The organism is Streptomyces sp. NPDC051909, assembly GCF_040681095.1.
Taxonomy (GTDB): domain Bacteria; phylum Actinomycetota; class Actinomycetes; order Streptomycetales; family Streptomycetaceae; genus Streptomyces.
Genome location: NZ_JBFAYA010000016.1, coordinates 203,104 through 217,913 on the forward strand (window position 1 = coordinate 203,104; position 14,810 = coordinate 217,913).

The window sequence follows — 14,810 nt, forward strand, 5'->3', positions numbered from 1 at the left end:
GCGGCGCTACACCGCCGGCTGCTGCTGGGTGATGCAGTGGATGCCGCCGCCGCCCGCGAAGATCGGGCGGGCGTCGACCAGGGTCACCGTACGCTCGGGGAAGAGGCGGCGGAAGATCTCGGCGGCCAGTTCGTCGTGCGGGTCGTCGAAGGCGCAGAGGACCACGCCGCCGTTGCAGAGGTAGTGGTTGATGTACGAGTAGTCGACCCAGTCGCCCTCGTCGTCCTTGAGGACGGTGGGGGCCGGGACCTCGATGACCTCCAGGGGGCGGCCCTGGGCGTCGGTCTGGCCGCGGAGCAGGTCGACGTAGAGGCGGGAGCGTTCGTAGTCGGGGTGCTGCGGGTTCTGCTGACTGTGGACCAGGACGGTGCCGGGGCGGGCGAAGGCGGCGACGATGTCGACATGGCCCTGGGTGCCGTAGAGGCCGTAGTCGCCGGCCAGGCCGTGCGGGAGCCATATAGCCTTGGTCGTGCCGAGCTGCGCGTGGATCTCGGCCTCGACCTCCTGGCGGTTCCACTCGGGGTTGCGGCCCGCGCCGAGCTGCACGGTGTCGGTGAGCAGGACGGTGCCCTCGCCGTCCACGTGGATCGCGCCGCCCTCGTTCACGAGCGGGGAGGAGAGTACGGGGACTCCCGCCACGTCCGCGACATGGCGGGCGATCTTGGAGTCGTGCTCCCAGCGGGCCCAGTCCTGGGCGCCCCAGCCGTTGAACACCCAGTCCACGGCAGCGAGTTCGGTGCCGTTGGTGACGAAGGTCGGGCCGATGTCCCGCATCCAGGCGTCGTCGAGCTCGCGCTCGACCAGGTCGATCTCCTCGCCGAGGAGCGCACGGGCCGAGTCGGCGTCGCCGGGCGCGACGACCATCGTCACCGGCTCGAAGCGGCGGACGGCGCGGGCCACCGACGCCCAGGCGGTACGGGCCTCGGCGAGCTCCTCCTCGTCGGTGAAGGTGGGGTTGGGGCTGGGCCAGGCCATCCAGGTGCGCTCGTGCGGCATCCATTCGGCGGGCATGCGGAAGGTCATCGACAGGTCCTAGAGGAAGTAGAGGCGGTTGAGGGAGACGGACTCGGCCGCCTCGGAGCGGATCGGCGTGCCGTCGAGCGAGACGAGGCCGGTGCGGCCGTCGACCTGCACGTCGCCGACGCGGGAGTTGAACCGAAGGTCGGCGGGGCCGATGCCGCGGGTGCCGCGCACCGGGACGCGCCGGCGGCGGGTGGGCATCCCGTCGGTGCCGAGGTCGACGGCGGCCTGCGCGACGAAGGCCACGGAGATGTCGGCGGCGGTCGCGCCGTGGGCGCCGAACTGCGGGCCGAGCACGAGCGGTTCGCAGGTGTCGGTGGCGGCGTTCGGGTCGCCCGTGACCCCGTACGCGGGGAAGCCGGACTTCAGGACCAGCTGTGGCTTGGCGCCGAAGAACTCGGGCCGCCACAGCACGATGTCGGCGAGCTTGCCGGTCTCGATCGAGCCGATCTCGTGCGCGAGGCCGTGGGCGATGGCCGGGTTGAGGGTCAGCTTGGCCAGGTAGCGCAGCACGCGCGCGTTGTCGTCGTGCGCGCCGTCGCCCTCCAGCGGGCCGAGCTCGGCCTTCATCTTCCCGGCCATGGCGAAGGTCCGGCGTACGGTCTCGCCGGCCCTTCCCATGCCCTGCGCGTCCGAGGACGTGATGCCGATCGCGCCGAGGTCGTGCAGGACGTCCTCGGCGCCCATCGTCCCGGCCCTGATCCGGTCGCGCGCCATGGCGGCGTCGCCGGGCAGGTCGGTCTTCAGGTCGTGGACGGACACGATCATGCCGTAGTGCTCGGCGACGGCGTCGCGTCCGAAGGGCAGCGTGGGGTTGGTGGAGGAGCCGATGACGTTCGGCACGCCCGCCATCTTCAGCACGTTGGGGACGTGCCCGCCGCCGCAGCCCTCGATGTGGAAGGCGTGGATGGTGCGTCCGTCGAGGACCTTCAGGGTGTCCTCGACCGACAGGCACTCGTTGAGGCCGTCCGAGTGCAGGGCGACCTGCACGTCGTGCTCCTCGGCGACCCGCAGCGCGGTGTCCAGGGCCCGGGTGTGGGCGCCCATGTCCTCGTGGACCTTGAAGCCGGAGGCACCGCCCTCCGCCAGGGCCTCCACCAGCGGCGCCGGGTCCGAGGACGAGCCGCGGGCGAGGAAGCCGATGTTGACCGGCCAGGCGTCGAAGGCGTTGAAGGCGTGGCGCAGCGCCCACGGCGAGTTGACGCCGACGCCCCAGACCGGCCCGAACTCCTGGCCGATGACCGTGGTGACGCCGCTGGCGAGCGAGGCCTCCATGATCCGGGGCGAAAGCAGGTGCACATGGGTGTCGACGGCGCCGGCGGTGGCGATCATGCCCTCGCCGGAGACGATCGAGGTGCCGGTGCCGACGACCACGTCGACGCCGTCGAGGGTGTCCGGGTTGCCGGCCCGCCCGATGGCGTGGATGCGGCCCTCGCGGATGCCGATCGAGGTCTTGCGGATGCCCTGCACGGGGTCGATCACCAGGACGTTGCTGATGACGACGTCGCAGGTCTCGCGGACGGCGGCGGCCTTCAGGTGGAGTCCGTCGCGGGCGGTCTTGCCGAAGCCGGCGAGGAACTCGTCGCCGGGCTTCTGGGAGTCGGACTCGACGCGCACGACGAGGCCGGAGTCGCCCAGGACGACCCGGTCGCCGGCCCGGGGGCCGTGCACGGAGGCGTACTCGTAGGGGTCCATCACTCACCCTCCTTCGGGGCGTTCGCGGGGGCGGCCTCGCCACGGGCGTCCGCGCCGAGATATCCGCAGGCCGCGGCCCTGCGCAGGGCCTCGTCCCGCGCCCCGGGGGCGTCCAGGGGTCCGTCGACCAGGCCGGCGAAGCCGATCGCGACGCGGGCGCCGCCGATCGGGACCAGGCCGACCTCGGCCGCGCCGCCGGGGTCGAAGCGGAAGGAGGCGCCGGCCGGGATGGCCAGGCGCATGCCGTACGCCGCCGCGCGGTCGAAGTCGAGGCGCGGATTGGCCTCGAAGAAGTGGAAGTGGGAGGTGATGCTCACCGGGACCGCGGCGGTGTTGCGGACGGCGAGGGTGACGGCCGGGGCGGTCTGCTCGTACCCGGGCCCCGGGAGCAGCGCGCCGGGCGCGCCCTCCGCCGGCGAGCCGCCCCCCGTTTCACCGGGGGACCCCCAGCCGATGGGGTCGGAGACCACCGCGAGCCGGGATCCGTCGTCGAAGACGGCCTCGACGTGCACCTCGGTGACCACGTCGGCGACGCCGGGCAGCACGTCGTCGGGGCCGAGCACCGAGCGGGCCGCCTCGATCGCCTCGGCGAGCCGCCTGCCGTCGCGGGCAGCCTCGCAGACGGTGTCCGCGACGATCGCGGTCGCCTCGGGGACATTGAGCCTCAGGCCGCGGGCCCGGCGGGCGCGGGCCAGCTCGGCGGCCCCGAAGAGCAGCAGCCGGTCGCGTTCCGTGGGGGTCAGTCGCACGTCTCGTACACCTCCTGATCGAACGACTTTGAGCAACACTCTAAATGTTGTCGCGGCATCTTCCAAGCATTGACGTGGCCGTCCGCGATGAGTCACATTGGCTGACATTGAGCGTCGCTCTAAAGCCGCTCCGAACCCCCCACTCCCCCGCCCCGCCCCCAGCCCCGTCCCCCAGGGAGTTCTCATGGCGATAGAACAGCGCGGAGTCGACACGGTCCCCGAGGAGGAACGCACCAGCGGTCCCCGCGACCTCGTGTCGATCCTGCTCGGCTCCAACCTCTGCCTCGGCGTGATCGTCTTCGGCTGGCTCCCGGTCTCGTTCGGGCTCGGCTGGTGGGCCTCGGTGACCTCGGTCGTCGCCGGCACCCTCGTCGGCGTCGCCGTCACCGCCCCGCTCGCGCTGGTCTCGCTGCGCACCGCCACCAACCTCTCCACCTCCTCCGGCGCCTTCTTCGGCGTCCGCGGCCGGCTCGTCGGCTCGGTGGTCGGACTGCTGCTCTCGCTCGGCTACACCGCGCTGACCCTGTGGATCGGCGGCGACGTGATGGTCGGCACCCTGGAGCGGCTGATCGGCCTGCCCACCGGCGGCGCCACGCACACCGCCGTCTACGCGCTGCTCGCCGCGCTCACCGTGATCGGCGCGGTCTACGGCTACCGGCTGCTGCTCCGGCTCAGCCAGGCCCTCGCGATCGGCATGACCGTGCTCCTCGCCGTCGGACTCGTCGCGTACGCCGGGGACTTCACCACCGCGGCCGTGCCGGACACCCCGTACCTGCTCGGCTCCTTCTGGCCGACCTGGCTGCTCTCGGCGGTCGCCGCCGGTCTCAGCGGCCCGGTCGCCTTCATCACCCTGCTCGGCGACTACACCCGCTACATCTCGCCGCGGCGGCACCACCCGAAGAAGGTCTGGCGCGCCACCTGTCTCGGCCTGATCGTGGGCCTACTCGTGCCCCAGCTCTTCGGCACCTTCACCGCCCTCGCGGCCCGCGGCGGCGCCGACTACGCCGGGCCGCTGGTGGCCGCGTCCCCCGTCTGGTACCTGGTGCCGCTGCTGCTCGCCGCCACCGCCGGCTCGGTCGGCAACGCCGGACTGATGCTCTACTCGATGGGCCTGGACCTGGACGCGATCCTGCCGAAGGCCACCCGCGCCCGCGCCACCCTGGTCGTCGCGGCCGTCGCCACCGCCTTCGTCTTCCTCGGGCACTTCGCCTCGGACGCGCAGACCGCGATGACCTCGTTCGTGCTGCTGCTCACCGCGATCGGCACCCCGTGGGCGGTCATCACGCTCATCGGGCACCGGCGGTGCCGCGGGGTGTACGACGCGGAGGCGCTCCAGGTCTACAACCGGCGCTCGCGCGGCGGGATCTACTGGTTCGCCGCCGGCTGGCACCCGCGCGCCACCGCCGCCTGGGCGATCGGCGCGGCGGTCGGGCTGGCCGGGGTGTCCACCCCGCTCTACGAGGGCCCGCTGCTCTCCCTGACGGGCGGGATCGACTGCAGCTTCGTGCTCTCGGGGATCATCGGCGGACTGCTGTACGCGGTGCTCACGCCGGCGATGCGGACGGAGACGGCGCCGCAGGCACAGGCACAGGCGCAGGCACAGGCACAGGCGCCCGGGAACGCGGAAGCGCCCGGGACGGAGACCGTCCCGGGCGCCCTGGTGGACTGATCTAGTCGCTCACTTGCCCAGCTCGTGCATCCAGCCGTGGGCATCCTCGGCCCGGCCGGTCTGGATGGCGAGCAGCGCCTCGCGCAGCTTCATCGTGGTCTCACCCGGCTGACCGCCCGAGTGCTGCCAGTCGCCCCGGGCGGACTTGACCGTGCCGACCGGGGTGATGGCGGCGGCGGTGCCGCAGGCGAAGACCTCGGTGAGGGTGCCGTTCGCGGTGTCGGCCTGCCACTGGTCGATGGAGACGCGGCCCTCCTCGACCTCGTAGCCGAGGTCGGTGGCGAGCTTGAGCAGCGAGTCGCGCGTGATGCCCGCGAGCAGGGAGCCGGTGAGGGCCGGGGTGACGATCTTGTTCCCGTACACGAAGTACAGGTTCATGCCGCCGAGTTCCTCGACCCACTTGTGCTCGACCGCGTCGAGGTAGCAGACCTGCTCGCAGCCCTTCTCCGCCGCCTCGGCCTGCGCGAGCAGGGAGGCCGCGTAGTTGCCGCCGGTCTTGGCGTCGCCCATGCCGCCGGGGACGGCGCGGACGCGGTCCTCGGAGGCCCAGATGGAGACCGGCTTGACGCCGCCGGGGAAGTACGGGCCCGCCGGGGAGGCGATGACGACGAAGAGGTACTCGTTGGCCGGGCGGACGCCCAGGCCGACCTCGGTCGCGATCATGAACGGGCGCAGGTAGAGCGAGGCCTCGCCGCCGTGCGCCGGGACCCAGGCCTCGTCCTGGCGGACCAGCGCGTCACAGGCCTCGATGAAGGTCTCGACCGGCAGTTCGGGCATGCCGAGCCGGTGCGCGGAGCGCTGGAAGCGGTGGGCGTTGGCGTCCGGGCGGAAGCTGGCGACGGAGCCGTCGGGGCGGCGGAAGGCCTTCAGGCCCTCGAAGATCTCCTGGGCGTAGTGCAGGACGTTCGTCGCCGGGTCGAGGGAGAGCGGGCCGTACGGCACGAGCTGGCCGTCGTGCCAGCCGCGGCCCTCCGTCCAGCGGACGGTGACCATGTGGTCGGTGAAGTGCCGGCCGAACCCGGGGTTGGCCAGGATCGCCTCGCGCTCCGCGTCGGACAGCGGGCTGGAGGAGGGCTTGAGCTCGATGGTGGGCGTCGTCATGAGTGCTTGTCCTTCACCGGTTGTGTGGATCGGACCGCGCTCACGCCGCTCCGCAGTCACGCACACCTCACGCGGTACTGCTGGGACGTCCGAGCCTTCCGCATGCCGCGGCCCCACGTTCGATTATCGCGCGTGGCGGCCGGTGCACGAAACGGTGTGTACGCGGTCCAGGGTTCGATGGTGGCACCCTGCGACCGCACACGTACAGCCGCCGGGTGGCCTGAGGGCGACCCGGCGGCTGTCGTGGAGTGTCAGCGGCGGGTCAGCTCGCTACTCGCGCGGCGAGCGCGTCGCCGATCTCGTCCGTGGAGCGGACGGCGTCGCCGCGCTCGGTGAGGTCGGCGGCGACGGCCTCCTCGATCCGGGCGGCCTCGGACTCGTGGCCGAGGTGGCGCAGCAGGAGGGCGACGGAGAGGACGGTGGCCGTCGGGTCGGCCTTGCCCTGACCCGCGATGTCCGGCGCGGAGCCGTGGACCGGCTCGAACATGGACGGGAACGCGCCGCTCGGGTTGATGTTGCCCGAGGCGGCCACGCCGATGCCGCCGGAGACGGCCGCGGCGAGGTCGGTGATGATGTCGCCGAAGAGGTTGTCGGTGACGATGACGTCGAACCGGGCCGGGTCGGTGACCAGGAAGATCGTCGCGGCGTCGACGTGCAGGTAGTCGGTGGTGACCTCGGGGAACTCGGCCGCCACCTTGTTGAAGATGTTCGTCCACAGGTGGCCCGCGAAGGTCAGCACGTTGTTCTTGTGGACCAGCGTGAGCTTCTTGCGGGGGCGGGCCTGGGCGCGGGCGAAGGCGTCGCGGACCACGCGCTCGACACCGTAGGCGGTGTTGACGGAGACCTCGGTGGCGACCTCGTGCTCGGTGCCCTTGCGGATGGTGCCGCCGTTGCCGGTGTACGGGCCCTCGGTGCCCTCGCGGACCACGACGAAGTCGATCTCGGGCTGGCCGGCGAGCGGGGTCGCGACGCCGGGCAGCAGCTTCGAGGGACGCAGGTTGACGTGGTGGTCGAAGGCGAAGCGCAGCTTGAGCAGGAAGCCCCGCTCCAGGACGCCGGACGGGACCGACGGGTCGCCGATCGCGCCGAGCAGGATCGCGTCGTGCTGCTTGAGGGCGTCGAGGTCGGCGTCGGTGAGGGTCTCACCGGTGGCGTGGTAGCGCTTGGCGCCGAAGTCGTACTCCTTCGTCTCCAGCTTCACATCCTGGGGAAGGGCGGCCGCGAGGACCTTGAGGCCCTGGGCCACGACCTCCTGGCCGATGCCGTCGCCGGGGATGACTGCGAGATCGATGCTGTGAGACATGTCGGCACCCTACTGCTCGTCCCATCGTCTGACACGTCACGTCCACCATGTGGACGAACGGACAGGTGCGGGGGTGGACCCGGGGGGATGTCGGCCAGTGGTCCGGGGGATGTCGGCCGGGTGGTCCGGGAGGTGTCAGTGGCCGGTCTCGCCACCGTTGTCACGGCGGTCGAGGGCGCGCTGGAGGGCGGCGGCGGCGTTCTTGCGGGCGTCGTCGCTGGGACGGACGGCGGAGTGGCGGACGCGGCGGGCGGTCTGAGTGGCCATGAGGGATCGACTCCTTGAGATCAGGGCGGTGATCGAAGGCGCCGGAAGGGGCGGGGAGCGCCGCCGCAGGGGTGGCCTGCACAGGGGCGTCGCGCTCTCGACCGCCGTCGCTCGATGGAGCGGGACGTTCGGCTTCTACAAAGCTAGGGCAGCTCCGGCTGTCTGTCTCCACAGTTACTCGGACTTCCTACTATCTGAGACGGCGAACGGGTCACACCCCGCACCGACAAGGCACTCGTCTCCGCTAGCTAGATTGCATTCCTACCTAGGTAGTGATGGAATGCCGTCATGGCCGCAGACCGCAGATCCAGCTGGCTCAAGGGAGTCCTCGACCTGCTCGTCCTCTCCTGCCTGACCGACGGGGAGAGTTACGGGTACGAGATCGCCAAGGCGCTCGCCGGGGCCGGACTGGGCGAGATCAAGGGCGGGACGCTCTATCCCGTCCTGAACCGCCTGGAGGAGGCGGGCCTGCTGGAGGCCGAGTTCCGGGCCGCCGAGCGCGGGCCCGGGCGGCGCTACTACCGACTCACGGAGGTGGGCCGCACCCACCTCACGGCCGAGACCGAGGCGTGGACGGAGTTCCACCGGGCCGTCGGGAAGCAGCTGCGCACACGGGGACGGACACGGGGAGACGACACACCATGAGCACGACCGAAGACTGGTTCGCGGAGCTGACGGAGGCGCTGCGCGCCGCCGGGGTCCCGGGGGAGCAGATCACCCGGACCGTCGACGAACTGCGCGGCCACCTGGCGGAGTCGGGGACGGCTCCGGAGCAGGAGTTCGGCCCGGCGGACCGGTTCGCGGCCTCGCTCGGCGGGCTCGCGCCCGCGCCCGGCGAGCCGGAGGCCGAGGCGGAGCACTGGACCTGGACGGCGGACCTGTTCAACGACCGCCGGATGCTGGCGGTCCACGGCGACCAGGGCTGGGAGGTGGAGTCCCTGGACTCGCTCGGCCGCTTCGTGTGCCGCCGGGCGCCCTCGGTGGCGCTCGCCTGGGAGTACCGGCGCGAGGTGATCGCCGGCCGGCGCCGGGCGGCGGTGCTCGGCGAGCTGGAGCCCGAGGGCTGGGAACTGTGCGGCGAGTGGCTGGTGTACGGCTACTTCAAGCGCCCGAAGGCGGCGACGGAGGGCCCGGAGGGCGCCCTGCGCTCGGTCCCGAGGACCCCGATCGGGCACCTCTTCCTTAGCCGGCGGGCGAAGGTGCTGCTCGCGGTGTGGGCACTGGCCTCGGTGGCGGCGTTCGTGGCGATGGGCCCGCTGGGCCTCGCGGTCCTCGTGTCCTTCGGCGGCGCGATGCTGGCGGTGCTCACGGCGAACCTGGAGACCCGGAAGGGCAAGGAGACCTCCTCCTCCCCCCTAACTCCTGACCTCTAACCCTTAAAAACTCATTGACAGGTTAGAGGCGAAGGCGGTTGACTCCCCTTGTCACCGCATAACCGGTAACCGCCGCATGAGGGGTTAGAGATATGTCCGTGCTCCCGGTCCACCACCGCTCCGTCACCGTCCGCGGCCACGCGATCCACTACCGGGAGGCGGGCCCCGCCGACGCGCCCGTGCTCCTCCTGCTGCACGGATTCCCCACCAGCTCGCACATGTTCCGCGAGCTGATCCCCCGGCTCGCCCACCGCTACCGCCTGATCGCCCCGGACCACCTGGGCTTCGGCCGCAGCGACGCCCCGGACGCCGCCGACTTCCCGTACACCTTCGCGGAACTGGCGGCGCTCACCTCGGAGTTCACCGAGGAACTGAAGCTCGACCGGTTCGCGCTCTACATCCAGGACTACGGCGCCCCCATCGGCCTGCGCCTCACCCTCGCGCACCCCGAGCGGATCACCGCGATCATCAGCCAGAACGGCAACGCGTACGAGGAGGGGCTCGGCGCCGAGGCCTGGGCCCCGGTCCTGGCGATGATCGCCGAGCGCACGCCCGAGACCGAGGAGCCGGTCCGCGCGATCCGCTCGCTCGACGGCATCCGCTGGCAGTACGAGACGGGCGTCCCGGACGCGTTCCGCGAGCTGCTCAGCCCGGACGCCTGGCACCACGACGCGGCCCTGATGGCCCGCCCGGGCCAGGACGCGATCCAGCTCGACCTGATCGGCGACTACGGCGCCAACTTCGCCCTCTACCCGGCCTTCCAGGAGTACTTCCGCACCAGCGGCGTGCCGCTCCTCGCCGTCTGGGGCGAGGGCGACCAGGTCTTCGTCCCGGCCGGCGCCGAGGCCTTCCGCCGCGATCTCCCGGACGCCGAGATCCACCTCCTGCCCACGGGCCACTTCGCCCTGGAGACCCACGCGCCGCGGATCGCCGCGCTGATCGACGACTTCCTGGCGCGGCGGGTCGCCGACGAGCGGTAGCGGGACGTCACCGTCAGGCCGTGGCCCGCTCCAGCTCGTGGGTCACGCGCTCCACCCATGCGGTGAACTCCATGCGCGCGTGCGCGTCGCCCTCGCACAGGGCGGTGACCTGCGCGTGCGTGAGCCGCTCCGGTCCCGTCGCGGTGAGCAGCCGGTGCAGCTCCCGCATCACGGTCGTCAACCGCTGGGCGTCGGGGTGGTCGATCGCGTCGGCCCCGTGCCCGGGGCCGAGGGTCGTCGAACCAGGCATGCCGTACCTCCTCGCAGAGCCGGCCCCCTCCCCAGCAGCGTAGACCCGCCCCATGGAAACCGCCCCCGACCTCGGTTGGGGGACCAAGGAAGGGGGCGGTGTTCAGGGGCCGCTCGGGGAAGAGAGCGGCGGGGGGCGTCAGCCCATGTGCGGGTAGCCGTACTCGGTCGGCGGGACCAGCGTCTCCTTGATGGCGCGGGTCAGCGTCCAGCGCATCAGGTTCTGCGGGGCGCCGGCCTTGTCGTTCGTGCCCGAGGCGCGGCCGCCTCCGAAGGGCTGCTGGCCGACGACGGCGCCGGTCGACTTGTCGTTGATGTAGAAGTTGCCCGCGGCGTAGCGCAGCTTCTCCATCGTGTACGCGGCGGCGGCGCGGTCGTTCGCGATAACCGAGCCGGTCAGGGCGTAGGCCGACACCGACTCCATCTGCGCCAGCATCTCGTCGTACTTCGCGTCGTCGTAGACGTGGACCGCGAGGATCGGGCCGAAGTACTCGGTCGTGAAGACCTCGTTCTCGGGGTCGGAGCACTCGATGACCGTCGGGCGCACGAAGTAGCCCTCGGAGTCGTCGTAGCTGCCACCGGCGACGATCGTGCAGCTCGGGTCGGCGGCGGCGCGGTCGATCGCGGCCTTGTTCTTCGCGAAGGCGCGGTCGTCGATGACGGCGCCGATGAAGTTGGTGAGGTCGGTGACGTCACCCATCTTGATGCCGTCGACCTCGGCCGCGAACTCCTCCTTGAAGCCGTCGTTCCAGATGGAGGCCGGAACGTAGGCGCGCGAGGAGGCGGAGCACTTCTGGCCCTGGAACTCGAAGGAGCCGCGGGTCAGCGCGGTCTTCAGGACGGCGCGGTCGGCGCTCGGGTGCGCGACGACGAAGTCCTTGCCGCCGGTCTCGCCGACGATCCGCGGGTAGGAGCGGTACTTCTCGATGTTGGTGCCGACCGTCTTCCACAGGTGCTGGAAGGTGCGGGTGGAACCGGTGAAGTGGATACCGGCCAGGTCGGGGTGGTTCAGGGCCACGTCCGAGACGGCGATGCCGTCGCCGGTCACCAGGTTGATGACGCCCTTCGGCAGGCCGGCCTCCTCCAGGAGCTCCATGAGGAGCACGGCGGAGTGGGTCTGGGTCGGGGACGGCTTCCAGACCACCACGTTGCCCATGAGGGCGGGGGCGGTGGGCAGGTTGCCCGCGATGGCCGTGAAGTTGAACGGCGTGATCGCGTAGACGAAGCCCTCAAGCGGGCGGTGGTCCAGTCGGTTCCACACGCCCGGGGAGTTCGCCGGCGGCTGCTCGGCGAGGATCTGGCGGGCGTAGGCGACGTTGAAGCGCCAGAAGTCGACGAGCTCGCACGGGGTGTCGATCTCGGCCTGCTGGGCGGTCTTCGACTGGCCGAGCATGGTGGAGGCGGCCAGCGTCTCGCGCCACGGGCCGGCGAGCAGCTCGGCGGCGCGCAGGATGATCGCGGCGCGGTCGTCGAAGGACATCGCGCGCCAGGCCGGGGCGGCGGCCAGGGCGGCGTCGATCGCGTCCTGGGCGTCGGCCTGGGTGGCACCGCGGAAGGTGCCGATGACGGCCTTGTGGTTGTGCGGCTGGACGACCTTGAACTCCTCGCCGCCGCCCATGCGCTTGACGCCGCCGATCGTCATCGGCAGGTCGCGCGGGTTGTCGGCGAGCTCCTTGAGCTTGGCCTCCAGGCGGGCGCGCTCGGGCGAACCGGGGGCGTAGCCGTGCACCGGCTCGTTGACGGGAGTGGGGACCTGGGTCACAGCGTCCATGTGTCTCTTGACTCCTTCTGAGGGGTGTGGGGCTCAGCCCTTGGTGAGCATGGAACGGACGAAGAAGAGGAGGTTGGCCGGCTTCTCCGCGAGGCGGCGCATGAAGTAGCCGTACCAGTCGGTGCCGTAGGCCGTGTAGACGCGCATCCGGTGGCCCTCGGCGGCGAGCCGGTTCTGCTCCTCGCTGCGGATGCCGTACAGCATCTGGAACTCGTACTCGTCCAGCTTGCGCCCGGCGCGCCGCGCCAGCTCCTGGGCGACCGAGATGAGGCGCGGGTCGTGGGACCCGATCATCGGGTAGCCCTCGCCGTCCATCAGGATCTTCATGATCCGGACGTAGGCCTTGTCGATCTCGGCCTTGTCCTGGATCGCGACCTCGGCGGGCTCCTTGTAGGCGCCCTTCACGATGCGCACGCGCGAGCCGCTCTCGGCCAGGCGGCGGGCGTCGTCCTCGGTGCGGAAGAGGTAGGCCTGGATGACGCAGCCGGTCTGCGGGAAGTCCTTCCGCAGCTCCTCGTGGATGGCGAACATCGAGTCGAGGGTGGTGTGGTCCTCGGCGTCCAGGGTGACCGTGGTGCCGATCTCGGCGGCGGCCGCGACGACCGGGCGGACGTTCGCAAGGGCGAGCTCGTGGCCGCCGTCCAGCGACTGGCCGAACATCGACAGCTTGACGGACATCTCGGCGCGGGTGCCGAGGCCGAGGTCCTTGAGGCGGCCGATCAGCTCCAGGTAGGCGTCGCGGGCGGCGTAGGACTGCTCGACGGTGGTGATGTCCTCACCGACGACGTCGAGGGTGACCTCGAGGCCGCGGGCGGCCAGGTCCTGCACGATCGGGACGACGTCGTTCACCGACTCGCCCGCGATGAAGCGGGCCACGACCTGCTTGGTCCCGGGGGCGGCCGACACGAAACGGCGCATCTTGTCGCTGCGCGACGCGGCGAGGATCACGGGACCCAGCACGGGGACCTCCTGAGGACGGGGTGACGAAAGGTGCCGTACCCGATCTTCGGTAAGGAATCGGGAACAGCACGGAGAACCACCGTGAAACCTAAGGATCGCTCCGATCGTCCGCCATCTACAGCTGTCACGCATCCGTGGCCCCGCTCTCAGACATCTGTCTGAGGAAGGCCGGGCGCGGTGCGAGAATGGCGCCGTGAAGGGCGATTACCAGGACCTGGTCGACGAGATCTCGACGCTGCTCGGCACCCCCGCGATCCTGGAGAACCGCGACTTCGGCCTGATCGCCTTCGGCGCGCACGACAGCGAGGACGACAGCGCCATGGACCCGGTCCGCACCCGGTCGATCCTCACCAGGAAGTCGACCCCGGCGGTCCGCGCCTGGTTCGAGGGCTTCGGCATCGCCCGGGCGACCGGCCCGGTGCGCATTCCGGCCGCGCCGGACGCCGGGGTCTTCCGGGACCGGATCTGTCTCCCGGTACGCCATCGTGGTGTGGTCCTCGGTTACGTGTGGCTGCTCGACGCCGAGCCGGGCCCCTCGCACGAACGCCTCACCGCCGCGATGGAGGTCGCGACCCGGATCGGGGACCTGCTCGCCGACGAGGAGCGGGCGGGCGCCGACCTCTCCCGGGAGCTGCGGACCACCCTGACGGCGGAACGCGGATGGCAGTACGACATGGCCCTCGCCGCCCTGCGCACCGCGCTCGGCCCGGACGCGGACGGGCTGCACACCCTGGTCTGCCTCGCGCCCTGGCCCGAGGAGGACTCCCCCTCGCCGCGTACGGTGCCGGGCGCGGCCGCCCTGTGCACGGTGCCGTGGCGGGCGACGGCGGGCCGGAGCTCGGCCCCCGGCCCGGGCGGGGGCGCGGGATCCGGTCCGGGTTCACCCGCGGGCCAGACCTCGCCGACTCCGTACCTCCCCGGCACCGGCACCGGCACCGGCCGCGCCCTCGCCGCGCTCGTCCGGCTCCGCTCGGGCGACAACCTCTCCCCCGCCACCACGGCGGCCGGCCGGCTGCGCGACGCGGGGGGCGCGGGAGCGGTCGCCGGCATCGCGGCGCCGCGCCGCGGGCTCGCGGATCTCGACCTCGCCTGGCGGGAGGCCACGTCGGCCGCGCGGGCCGCGAGCGCCCAGCCGCACCTCGGCCCACTGGCCGAGTGGGCCGCCATCGGCCCGTACCGGATGCTCACCGCCCTCCCGGCGGCCGAGCCCGACCCGGCGGTCCGCGCGCTGCTCGCCCCGGCCCATGCCGAACTGGCCCGCACGGCCGAGGTGTTCCTCGACCACGCGGGCCAGGCGGGCCGGACGGCGACGGCCCTCGGCATCCACCGCCAGACCCTCTACTACCGCCTCTCCCGCGTCGAACAGCTCACCGGCCTCGACCTGGACGCGGGCGAGGACCGGCTGTTGCTGCACATGGCGCTGAAGTCGGCGCGGTTGTAGGTCGGTTGCTCCACGGCCTCCTTGGGCTCCAGGCGGACGCAGCAGTACCCCTCGCCGGGTGCCGGGCACGCCTCGTAGCTCTGAGCTCGGCACGCTCCCGCTCGGCGAGCCGGGCACCGAGCGCGTGGGCGTTGCGGTGCAGTACGGCCCTAGGGCGTGTGTCGGAAGTAGCTCCCCCTGGCTTCGCCGGGTGGGGGTACCCCCGGCGAAGCCAGGGGGCGTACCCCCAGTC

Annotated in this window: 14 protein-coding genes; 5 read left to right on the forward strand and 9 right to left on the reverse strand. The window is 71.9% G+C overall.

Annotation, left to right across the window (positions count from 1 at the left end; genetic code table 11):
* Positions 1-6: 6 nt before the first annotated feature.
* From AB0M18_RS25320 to ureA, 3 genes are read right to left on the reverse strand one after another with little or no spacing between them, the layout of a single operon-like run.
* Positions 7-1,023 carry an agmatine deiminase family protein gene (locus AB0M18_RS25320; RefSeq protein ID WP_365761724.1) on the reverse strand — a complete coding sequence of 339 codons (1,017 nt, stop codon included), beginning with the start codon at positions 1,021-1,023 and terminating at the stop codon, positions 7-9.
* Between the two features lie 9 nt (positions 1,024-1,032).
* Positions 1,033-2,715 (reverse strand): urease subunit alpha, encoded by a 1,683-nt coding sequence (locus tag AB0M18_RS25325; RefSeq protein ID WP_365761726.1) that lies wholly within the window; start codon positions 2,713-2,715, stop codon positions 1,033-1,035.
* A complete protein-coding gene (gene ureA, locus AB0M18_RS25330) occupies positions 2,715-3,464 on the reverse strand; it encodes an urease subunit gamma (protein ID WP_365761728.1) in 750 nt (249 codons plus the stop codon). Before ureA ends, AB0M18_RS25325 begins: the two co-directional genes overlap by 1 nt.
* Before the next feature lie 184 nt (positions 3,465-3,648).
* Here ureA and AB0M18_RS25335 point away from each other — a divergent pair, with 184 nt between their 5' ends.
* Entirely contained in the window at positions 3,649-5,133 is a 1,485-nt protein-coding gene (locus AB0M18_RS25335; RefSeq protein ID WP_365761730.1) for a cytosine permease, read from the forward strand.
* Positions 5,134-5,142: 9 nt separating this feature from the next.
* Here the strand turns inward: AB0M18_RS25335 and AB0M18_RS25340 are convergent, their stop codons facing one another.
* From AB0M18_RS25340 to AB0M18_RS25350, 3 genes are all read right to left on the reverse strand, one after another.
* A complete protein-coding gene (locus AB0M18_RS25340) occupies positions 5,143-6,234 on the reverse strand; it encodes a branched-chain amino acid aminotransferase (protein ID WP_365761732.1) in 1,092 nt (363 codons plus the stop codon).
* Positions 6,235-6,496: 262 nt separating this feature from the next.
* On the reverse strand, positions 6,497-7,537 hold the full coding sequence (locus AB0M18_RS25345; RefSeq protein ID WP_365761734.1) for a 3-isopropylmalate dehydrogenase: 1,041 nt from the start codon (positions 7,535-7,537) through the stop codon (positions 6,497-6,499).
* A gap of 135 nt (positions 7,538-7,672) precedes the next feature.
* On the reverse strand, positions 7,673-7,804 hold the full coding sequence (locus tag AB0M18_RS25350; RefSeq protein ID WP_365761736.1) for a hypothetical protein: 132 nt from the start codon (positions 7,802-7,804) through the stop codon (positions 7,673-7,675).
* 288 nt (positions 7,805-8,092) lie between these two features.
* On the opposite strand from AB0M18_RS25350, the gene AB0M18_RS25355 reads away from it, so the two are divergent.
* The 3 genes from AB0M18_RS25355 (at position 8,093) to AB0M18_RS25365 (ending at position 10,157) form a co-directional block, all read left to right on the forward strand.
* Positions 8,093-8,449, forward strand: a complete 357-nt coding sequence (locus tag AB0M18_RS25355; RefSeq protein WP_365761738.1) for a helix-turn-helix transcriptional regulator — start codon at positions 8,093-8,095, stop codon at positions 8,447-8,449.
* Positions 8,446-9,177, forward strand: coding sequence for a hypothetical protein (locus AB0M18_RS25360; RefSeq protein ID WP_365761740.1), 732 nt, complete (start codon positions 8,446-8,448; stop codon positions 9,175-9,177). Before AB0M18_RS25355 ends, AB0M18_RS25360 begins: the two co-directional genes overlap by 4 nt.
* Before the next feature lie 92 nt (positions 9,178-9,269).
* A complete protein-coding gene (locus tag AB0M18_RS25365; protein ID WP_365761742.1) occupies positions 9,270-10,157 on the forward strand; it encodes an alpha/beta hydrolase in 888 nt (295 codons plus the stop codon).
* Positions 10,158-10,170: 13 nt separating this feature from the next.
* Here AB0M18_RS25365 and AB0M18_RS25370 read toward each other — a convergent pair whose 3' ends face one another.
* The 3 genes from AB0M18_RS25370 to AB0M18_RS25380 form a co-directional block, all read right to left on the reverse strand.
* Entirely contained in the window at positions 10,171-10,407 is a 237-nt protein-coding gene (locus AB0M18_RS25370; protein ID WP_365761744.1) for a hypothetical protein, read from the reverse strand.
* 138 nt (positions 10,408-10,545) lie between these two features.
* Entirely contained in the window at positions 10,546-12,177 is a 1,632-nt protein-coding gene (gene pruA, locus AB0M18_RS25375) for an L-glutamate gamma-semialdehyde dehydrogenase (protein ID WP_365761746.1), read from the reverse strand.
* Between the two features lie 33 nt (positions 12,178-12,210).
* Positions 12,211-13,137 carry a proline dehydrogenase family protein gene (locus AB0M18_RS25380; protein WP_365761748.1) on the reverse strand — a complete coding sequence of 309 codons (927 nt, stop codon included), beginning with the start codon at positions 13,135-13,137 and terminating at the stop codon, positions 12,211-12,213.
* A gap of 193 nt (positions 13,138-13,330) precedes the next feature.
* On the opposite strand from AB0M18_RS25380, the gene AB0M18_RS25385 reads away from it, so the two are divergent.
* Complete coding sequence (locus AB0M18_RS25385; RefSeq protein WP_365761750.1) at positions 13,331-14,578, forward strand: helix-turn-helix domain-containing protein; 1,248 nt, start codon at positions 13,331-13,333, stop codon at positions 14,576-14,578.
* Positions 14,579-14,810 lie beyond the last annotated feature (232 nt).